General features: G+C 66.4%; 8 protein-coding genes. 4 read left to right on the top strand and 4 right to left on the bottom strand.

Annotated features, from left to right (window positions below):
• The 4 genes from K8I61_17625 to K8I61_17610 form a co-directional block, all read left to right on the top strand.
• The coding region (locus K8I61_17625; protein ID MBZ0273863.1) for a hypothetical protein at positions 1–525 on the top strand (525 nt) is incomplete at its 5' end.
• A 10-nt stretch (positions 526–535) separates the two neighbouring features.
• Positions 536–1,768 (top strand): hypothetical protein, encoded by a 1,233-nt coding sequence (locus K8I61_17620; protein ID MBZ0273862.1) that lies wholly within the window; start codon positions 536–538, stop codon positions 1,766–1,768.
• Positions 1,765–2,238: a DUF1285 domain-containing protein gene (locus tag K8I61_17615; GenBank protein MBZ0273861.1), complete on the top strand. Its 474-nt coding sequence runs from the start codon at positions 1,765–1,767 to the stop codon at positions 2,236–2,238. The genes K8I61_17620 and K8I61_17615 overlap by 4 nt, the downstream gene beginning before the upstream one ends.
• Positions 2,239–2,304: 66 nt before the next feature.
• Positions 2,305–2,958 carry a DUF1566 domain-containing protein gene (locus tag K8I61_17610; GenBank protein MBZ0273860.1) on the top strand — a complete coding sequence of 218 codons (654 nt, stop codon included), beginning with the start codon at positions 2,305–2,307 and terminating at the stop codon, positions 2,956–2,958.
• Between the two features lie 30 nt (positions 2,959–2,988).
• Here K8I61_17610 and K8I61_17605 read toward each other — a convergent pair whose 3' ends face one another.
• From K8I61_17605 to K8I61_17590, 4 genes are all read right to left on the bottom strand, one after another.
• A complete protein-coding gene (locus K8I61_17605) occupies positions 2,989–3,984 on the bottom strand; it encodes a flippase-like domain-containing protein (protein ID MBZ0273859.1) in 996 nt (331 codons plus the stop codon).
• A gap of 16 nt (positions 3,985–4,000) precedes the next feature.
• Positions 4,001–5,170 (bottom strand): glycosyltransferase family 9 protein, encoded by a 1,170-nt coding sequence (locus K8I61_17600; GenBank protein ID MBZ0273858.1) that lies wholly within the window; start codon positions 5,168–5,170, stop codon positions 4,001–4,003.
• A 176-nt stretch (positions 5,171–5,346) separates the two neighbouring features.
• On the bottom strand, positions 5,347–6,930 hold the full coding sequence (locus K8I61_17595) for a hypothetical protein (GenBank protein MBZ0273857.1): 1,584 nt from the start codon (positions 6,928–6,930) through the stop codon (positions 5,347–5,349).
• Between the two features lie 107 nt (positions 6,931–7,037).
• Positions 7,038–8,080: hypothetical protein (locus K8I61_17590; GenBank protein MBZ0273856.1), on the bottom strand; the 1,043-nt coding region annotated here is incomplete at its 5' end.

The raw sequence follows: 8,080 nt of genomic DNA, 5'->3' as shown, positions 1-8,080 counted from the left end.
CCCCCACCTCGCCGCGAGCCGCCCGCGGCGGAACCGGCGCCGGCCCGAATCCACGCGCCCGCCGAGACGCCGAAAGAAAAGCCGGCGCCCGCGAAAGCGCCAGCCGCCACCGCGCTCGCGCCGGAGTCCGAAATCGTTTTCGATCCGATCGACGAGGTGATTCACAAGGGCGATCAGCTCATGAAAGCGTCCGAATACGGCGTCGCGCACCAACGTTTCCGCGAGGCCGTCCTGCGCGATCCCAAACGCGCGGACGCCCACGTCAAGCTCGCTCGCGCGCTCTACCGTGACCGCTTCATCGACGGTTTTGAACGCACGCTCGAAGCGGTCGCCCATTGCAAAAAGGCGATCGCGCTCGACGGCACCTACGTACCCGCTTACACGACCATGCTCAAAATTCTCGAAGAGGAGAACATGCCCGCCGCCGCGCTCGATGTCGCCCGCCGCGCTGTCGAGAATAACCCCGGAAGCGAGGATATGCGCGCACGCCTGCGCGCCGCCGAGCGCCGGGCTCGCGGTGAATAGGCGAACACCCATGAAAGACGCCAACCGGAAGGCCGGCCGCGCGGCGGCCGTCGCGAAAACCAGGCTCGCCCACGTCGGAAGCACCAAGAACCTCCGCGTGAAGAAGGCGCCCACCGCCACGCGCCCGGGCGTCATGTGGTTCGAATTCACGGATGACTATTCCGTCTTCGACCACGGCAAGATGCCCGACGCCATCCCCAACAAAGGCGCCGCCGCGGCGATGTTGTCCGCGCATCTGTTCGAGGAAATCGCGCGCCCCGCGACCTGGAAGGCGTTCGCGAAAAACGGCGTGCTCGACAAGGTGCGCGACAAGGCGCTGCGCGACGAGATCGCCGCATCGCCTGTCTACAAACGCCTCGCGCGCGAAGGTTTCCCCACGCACTACCGCGGCATCGTCGACGACTCTGGCGAGGTCGTGCCGCTTGCGAAATTGCGCGGATCGAGCAACGTCCTCGAGGTGCAGGCCGTGCGCATCGTACGCCCGGAAACCGTCACCGTGTCCGGCCGGCGCCTTTACAACTACGGCGCGTTTCGACCCGATCTCAAAAACCATCTCGTGCCGCTCGAGTGCGTCTTCCGCTTCGGCGCGCCCAAGGGCTCCTCGCTTATCCGCCGCGTCGCGGAAAACCCCGGGTACGCGCGCGAGCTTGGGCTGACAAAACCCGTCAAGGAAGGCGCGCGCCTGCCGCGTCCGGTCATCGAGCTTTTCTCCAAGCTCGAGCCCGCGGATCGCTTCCTCGCCTACGAATCGGCGATGAATTTCGCCGGCCTTTCGCCCGATGCGTTCGTCACGCTTTTGCACGCGACGCTGCTTGTCGCGCTCTGGCTTTCCGACCAGTTCGCCGAGGCCGGCCTGACCCTCTGGGACGGCAAATTCGAGTTCGTGCGCCTCGGATCCGGCCTCGCCTTGGCCGACGCCATCACGCCCGACGAACTGCGCCTGACGTACAAAAGCCTACAGATCAGCAAGGAGCCCCTGCGTCAGTATCACATCAAGCGGCAGCCGGAGTTTATCGACGCGATGAACAAGGCCAAGAAAATCGCCGAACGCGACGATCGCCCGCTTCACGAAATCGTTGCGTCGCTCGGCGGAGCGCCAACGCCGGTGGACGCGGACATGCTGGCGGCCATCTCGCACATGTACGCGGGCATCACCGAGCGCGTGCTCGGCCGCGAGATCTTCGGCGGCGTCGCCCAATTGCCGGAGATCGCCAAAAGGCTTCGCCGGTGGGGCGTGGCTTGAGCGCCGGCGGCGGCCCGCTCATTGATGTCAGCGAGCATCCGCTCGCCGGCAATTTTCACATTTTGAGCGACGGCACCTGGCAGCACGACGGCGAGGAGATCACCCACGAACGCACGTGGCGATATCTGTCGCGGCACCTTTCGACGGACGACGACGGCCGCGTGTTCCTCACCGACGGCAAGATCCGCGTCGATGTCGTGGTGGATGACGCGCCGCTGCTGGTGACCGCGCTGCGTCCGGCGGGCGACCATCTGCGCCTGCGTCTTCACGATGACACGCACGACGTGCTCGACCCCTCCACCCTGCGCATGCGCGCGGGCAAGCCGTATTGCGAGATCCGCTTCGGCCTCACCGCGCGCTTTTCCAACGCGGCGTGGATGCAACTCACCGAATATGTGCGCGAGGAAAAAGGCCGATGGGTCTTGGCCGTCGGCGCCTCCCGCAACGTCCTGCCGCTCGACGGCTTCTGACCACGGAGCGCAGGCGTCCCGCCTGCTTCGAAAACCACAAATTTTCCATCGGGAAGAGGGAATCGCATGCATTACAAATGGAATCACCAATTTGTTATCGCGATCGCTTTCCTGATTTTCGGCTCCGGCATCGCGATGTCGTGCTTGAACGGCTCCGATGACGACAACAGCGATCATTCGGACGCAGCATGGACCGACGCCTCGACAGGGCTTACCTGGCAATCCGCCAGATTCGAGGAAGTCGAATGGAAGTCGGCGAATCAGCATTGTGACGACCTGCAAGTGTCGGGTTTCGACGATTGGCGTCTTCCCTCGATTTCGGAATTGCGCACGCTCGTGCGTGGATGCGCCGCCACGGAATCCGGCGGATCGTGCGGTGTGACAGACGATTGCGCCGCCTTCAGCGACGACGAGGCCGGAAACAAGGATGCCGCGGCCGGGGGCGAATCGCGCGCCGACCCGAAAACGTCCGACGACGACGGCGATCCTCCGCCATGCGCGGATCACACGTGCCTTGGTTGCGACGTGGGCGATGGGCCGAACGACGGTTGTTTCGGTGTGTCGGAGCTCGAAGGGGAATGCGATTGGTATTGGTCGTCGTCCGTCATCACCGACATTCCGGAATACCCGTGGATTCTGCAGTTCACGGACGCGAAAGTATTCGCATGTTTCCCGGACAATTCCTGCGACGGGTCGTATTCGGTTCGATGCGTGCGCTAGCGCACGAAATCGATAGACGGCCGCGATCGTTTAATCGGTTTGTTCCTTAGCAATCAACTTTCGCCCGCCCTTCAGCAGCACCCACGCGCCCCACAAGATGAACGGCACCTGCGTGAAGACGTGGGCGACGATCGCGACGGGCAGCGCGGTTTCTTTCGGGATGCCGACCATTTCCGCGCCGAAGACGAAACCCGCGTGGAACGTGCCGATGAATCCCGGCGATGACGGCAGCGAGATCGCAAACACGATGAACACGAGGATGATCGCCACGTCGATGACCGACGGCGTCATCCCTGCGGCGAGGAAAACGAAATACGCCGGAAACAGCGTGATCAGCCAACTGAAAAACGACAGGCCGATGACCGAGCCTGCTTCGACGCGCGACTCCAGGACCGTCAGCCTTTTCAGCGCGTCGTTCAGGATGCGCGTCAGCGGGCCGGGCTCGTGGCCTTCCGCGACCGGCCGCCCCGCGCGCGCCTTCAGGAAGATGCCGCCGCCGATCATCGCGACAAGCGCCGCGCCCGCGCCCGCCGCCAGCCACGAAGGCGGCACCGCCATCGCCTCGGCCTGCCGGCCCGCGAGCACCGAAAGGGCCACCGCGCCGATCGTCGCGAGCGCGGTCATGTCGAGCGCGCGCTCCAGCACGAGCGCCGCGGTCGTCGCCGGAACGCCCGCCCCGGTGCGCCGCGCGAAATAGCCGATCCGGATCACCTCGCCGGAGCGCAGCGGCAGCACGCCGTTGAAGAAGATCGAAATCAGGATCGCGTCGAGCGACGCCATCATCGTCGATCCCTGGCGCTTCATGATGATGTTCCAGCGAAACGCGCGGACATACGTGCCGAACACGAGCACGCCAAGGCTCGCGGCAAGCCACACCGGCTTCATCGCGCGCATCGACTCCCACGTCCGGCGAAAATCCGTGCCGGCGAGCGCGAACCACAGCGCAACGATCGTGACGGCGAACGAGAGCGTCAGCGAGACCGGTTTCTTGCGTAGGAAGTCGAGCGCCGCGCGGGGGAATTTCATCGGGCGACGGACGGCGTCAGGGGGCGACCGCGCGTTGCGGTTCGGGCATCGTTTCGACGCGCGACGGCATCGCGCCCGCGAGCCGCGCCTCGATCGCGTTCCACACCAGTTCCTGGCTGATGCGATCCATGCAGTCGATCGTGCGGCACAGCTTCACGTAGCCGTAGATCGAGCACGGCCGGCACGGCACGTGGCTCGTCACGCTCGTGCCGGTCGATTCGGGCGGGCCCCACTTGCGTTCGTCGGACGCGCCGAAAAGCACCACCGCCGGCGTGCCGAGCGCGTGCGCGAGGTGCGTCACCCCCGTGTCGCACGCGACAAGCAATTTCGCGCGCGAAAGCGTCGTGCCCGTCTGCGCAAGCGTGTGTTGCCCGACCACCGAACGCACGCGCGTATCGTTGACGGCTTTCAGCACCTCGCCGGAAAAGGCGACGGAATCCGCGCCGCCGATCAGCACCACGTCCTCGCCGCGCGCCAGCAGGCGGCGGACGATCTCCGCCCATCGGCCCGCCGGCCAGCTTTTTCCGCGCGCGACGCCGAACGGAAACACCGCGACGAAATCGCGCGCGTCGGGCAGCCCCGGCACGTCGTCCGGCAGGCGCGAGGTGTCAAGAAGGCCCGTCATCTCGATCGGCGACGCACGTTCGCCGGCGACGGGGCGGACGAGCAGGTCGAACGCCTCCGTCTCGTGGCGATCCATCGGGTAGTCCACGAGGTGCGTGTAAAGTTCGTTGCGCGCCGGGTTGATCTTGAAGCCGATGCGCACGGGCGCGCCGGAAAGATACGCGAAGATCGCGGACGAATAGTGGAACTGCTCCGTGTCGATCGCGATGTCGAATCGCGCCGCGCGCAGCTTGCGCAAAAAACGCAGCGGCTCCTCGTCGTAGCAGAGCACTTCGTCGAAGACGGGCGACATCTTTGCGACCGCGCGGTTGCGCTTTTCCGCGACGACGGCGATGTGCACGCCGGGCAGGGCGTCCTTCAGGCGTTTCGCGGCGGGCAGAAGAAGCAGCAGGTCGCCCATCCCGCCGGGGCGGATGAACACCACGCGACGCACGCTGCCGGGCACGATCTCCACGAACGGCGGCCCGAGCGTGCGCGCATGATTCCACAGCCCCAGCACGCGCGCGGCGATCCCGCCGCCCCACGTGTCGACAAGCTTGAGTGCGCGGACCTTGAAGCTCAACGTAACTCCGATCGCGGCGATGACCGCGCCGCGTCATGAACCCTTCAAGCGTTGCCGATCGGCCCGATTTCTTCAAGAGTCCGGCGGTACACGGAGATCACGGAGGAGACAAGGGGACACCGAGGCAGTGTTTATCGAGTCGATGACGTGCATTTCCTTTGGCATGACACGGACATTCATTTCCCTGCGCTCTCCGTGTCTTCTCGGTGTTCTCCGTGTACCGCCGAATCCGTGCAGCAGCGTGTGCCGATCGGCGCGGTGGCGGCGATGGCCGCGAGCTGGTTTGGCAAAAGGCGCATCGTGAAGTCGCAGCGCATCGTTTGGTCGTCGTTGTAGTGGACGCCGCCGCCGGCCAGGCGTAAGAACGGCCCGCCCGATTGGACAAGCTCCCAGCGGTTGCCGTGCATATCCGCGACGCCCGCGTCGTTGACGCATTCGTCGCCGGCCGATTCGCGCACGCCGCGCGGCGAATCGAAAAGCGGGCGCACGTTGCACCGTGCCGTCAAATCGCGACGCGCCGCGGCGGGGTCGTCGGTCGTGCCGTACGTCTTTCCCGCGAACCCCCGGCACGCGATTTCCCATTCGTCCATGCGGCATCGACGCGCGCCGCGCTCGGCGCACGCGTGTTCGATCGCGTTGCGCGCCATCGCCGACTCGGCGACATCGATCGCGAAAGCGCCTTCGGTTGTCGCCAGGCGGCGCATGGCGACGCCGTGCGGGTCGATATGCAATGCGGACGCGGCGACGCGCGGCGCGTTTTCGTCCTCGAACGTCGCGGGGCCGGCGGAGATCAGAAAGACGAATCCCACGGCGAACGAGACCGCGAGTCCGCGCGGCCGCGTCAGTGAAACGAGCGCCCGCGCCCCCGTGGCGAACGGCCGGGCGGACGCGTTTTCGTCCGCACGCGTCCAGCCGAGCGCGTTCCAAAGCCATCCGCAAAGCGCGAGCACGGCGATCGGCCGCGCGCACGCAAGCGCGACGATCGCGGCAAACAACGCCGGCGCGCGGCGTCCGTTTCGCCAGGCACGCGCGAGCAGCGCCGCGCCGTACGCAGCGTACGCGCCCGCGACGATCGGCGCGGCGAGATCGAGTCCGAGAAATTCGCGATCCGACAGAACGCGGCGCGCGATCGACGCGAAAACGACAAGCGCCGCCGCGATGGGCGTCCATCGGCCGAATCGCGCGTCGGCGAGTTCCGCGGCGTCGCGATTGAAAAGCGGCGCGAGCAGCCGGTGCGTCGCGGCGGCGATCAAGGCGACTCCAAAAGCGGCGAGCGCAACGAAATGCCGCGCGACAAACAACGTCACGAGACCGTAGGCGTCAAGCGCGTCGCGAGCAAATCCACCCGCGTTGCCGAAAGCGCCGTCGATGACGCGATTGGCGATATCCATCAGCCAGAGGTTGTGTTCGTAGTCGCGAGGAAAAACGACAAGCGCGCCAAGGAGCGCCAGTTCGAACGCGCCAATCATCATCGCCGTGCGCGTTTGGCGCGCGAATCTTTCATCGCGCGCGATCGCTGCGATGAGCGCAAACCACCCGACGTCAAAGCCAATGAGCGCCAAGCCCGCGATTTTGTCGGACACGTCGCCGGCGACAAACGCGGCAACGAGCCATCGAAAAACGATGCCCGACGCGATGGCGCTAAGGATCGCGAACGCGAATAACGCGCGCGCCGACACCCGCCGCGCGATGCCGAGCACGACAAGCCCCGGCCAGATCGCGAGCAGCGCCACCGGCGCCATGCCGACGGGGTCAGGCACGGCGCGACTCCGTCGCGATTTGGGAATTGCGAATTGCGAATTGGGAATCTTCCAAAGGCGAGTGCGTGACGGCATTCCCAATTCCCAATTCCCCATTCCCAATTGCGTTACGCATTCCGCACCGTCCTCTTCTCAAAATCGATCGTCACACGCATGCCGGGGGCGAACGTCGCATCGCCGCCGCTTGCGTCGATGACAAATAGCGGCACGCCGAGCTCACGCGCGACCGTCGCAAGATGTCCGGCGATGCCGCCCGCGAGCGCGAGGATCGGGCGCGAAAACGTGAGCGTCGAAAGGTGGCGCACATCGGTATCGGGGATGAGGTCGATCGCGTCCGCGCCGGGCGCCGCGTCGCGCGGATTGTTGAGCGTGCCGGTGATGACGCCCGCGCCGATGCCGATGCCACGGCGCGCGCCGGGGATCGTTTCGCCGCGCGCGAAACGCACCTCGATGCCGTCGCGGAAAAAACGCACCGAAGGCGGCGGATCACGGCGGGCGGCGTCAAGCGCGTCTCGCCGCGACGCGATCGTTTGCGCGTCGGGCGGCGGCACGCGCCCGGAAAGCTCGTCGAGCGTCAACAAAAACACGTTGTCGCCAATGCCGCGATCCGCCCCCGTCCGCCTTGCGGCGAGCGCTACTTCGGACGCGGCGGCAACGATCGCCTCGTGCTGCCGCTCGATTTGCGCTCGCAATGTCGCCTCGTGCGCGATGGCGAAACCGACGGCGTGCGTCATCCAGCGAAAGCTCGCGCCGCGCTGGCGTTCGCGCGCGCGGCGGGCGAGGTCGAATCGATCTGGGAGCGAGTCCGAGTTGCGTGGGGGGATGCCGAGCTGGAGCTCGGCGTTCCCAGGGCCGGGCTGGAGCTCGGCGTTCCCGGGGGCGAGCTCGGCAAGCTCGTAAATGTCGCCGCCCGCCGGCCGCGCGAATGCGTCGCCCGCCCCAAGCGCGACCGACAACGGCGGCAGCGCGGCAAGGACTTCCGCCTCCGAAACGCCGGCGAACGCCGCGATCGCCGCGCGCCAGAGTGCGGCGCGAAAAGCCGCGTTTTGTTGCGTCGCGATCAACGAGCGCAGGCGCGCGACGTTTGCCGGAAGCTGCGGGGCCTTGGGCGCGGGGAACGCCGCGTCATTCGGCGCGGTCAGCATCGAGA

It is taken from the genome of bacterium, assembly GCA_019912885.1.
Classification (GTDB): domain Bacteria; phylum Lernaellota; class Lernaellaia; order JACKCT01; family JACKCT01; genus JAIOHV01.
This window is presented reverse-complemented; position numbering and strand designations above follow the sequence as displayed.

Bases quoted from the DNA above. Each gene is read 5' to 3' on its own strand.
- K8I61_17610 (MBZ0273860.1), top strand. From the start codon at position 2,305: ATGCATTACAAATGGAATCACCAATTTGTTATCGCGATCGCTTTCCTG.
- K8I61_17620 (MBZ0273862.1), top strand. From the start codon at position 536: ATGAAAGACGCCAACCGGAAGGCCGGCCGCGCGGCGGCCGTCGCGAAA.
- K8I61_17605 (MBZ0273859.1), bottom strand. From the start codon at position 3,984: ATGAAATTCCCCCGCGCGGCGCTCGACTTCCTACGCAAGAAACCGGTC.